This window comes from Treponema sp. R8-4-B8 (assembly GCF_054786175.1).
Genome location: NZ_BDHE01000449.1, coordinates 1 through 432 on the forward strand (window position 1 = coordinate 1; position 432 = coordinate 432).

At 46.1% G+C, this 432-nt stretch carries 1 protein-coding gene; it reads left to right on the plus strand.

All coding sequences use genetic code 11. The annotated features are described in order from the left end of the window. Positions 1 to 163: 163 nt before the first annotated feature. A complete protein-coding gene (locus ACYVRA_RS09200; protein ID WP_461252401.1) occupies positions 164 to 358 on the plus strand; it encodes an N-acetylmuramoyl-L-alanine amidase family protein in 195 nt (64 codons plus the stop codon). Positions 359 to 432: the final 74 nt, after the last annotated feature.

Here is a 432-nt window from a genome sequence, read left to right on the forward strand (position 1 = left end):
AACGTCAGGACAGGACAGAAGACTTTTGGACGCTTCCCAACGTACGTATGCAGCCGAGGTAAACACGATACGAAGCGCCATGCTGGAAGAAGAATACACGACAGAAAGCCTACTTTGAGCCGATTCCAGACTTGCCGGCCTTCAAAAAACATTTGGCGGCGCGATGCCTTCCAGGGGCAGAAAGGCAAACGACTGGTTTGTCGTAAGAAACAGCCGGATGCCGGCGGTTCTTGTGGAGCTTGGTTTTATATCCAACCAGCAGGACGCGCTTTTTATGACCAGTGAGGACGGCTTGAATAAATTTACCGCTTCATTTTACAATGGGATTATCAATTTTATTGGTATTTTTGAGCATTAAGGAAAGGTTCTATAAGATGGCTGGTTAAATCAATCGTCGGTTTTTTGTCAACTACAGCAAAACTCCGCCTGTTT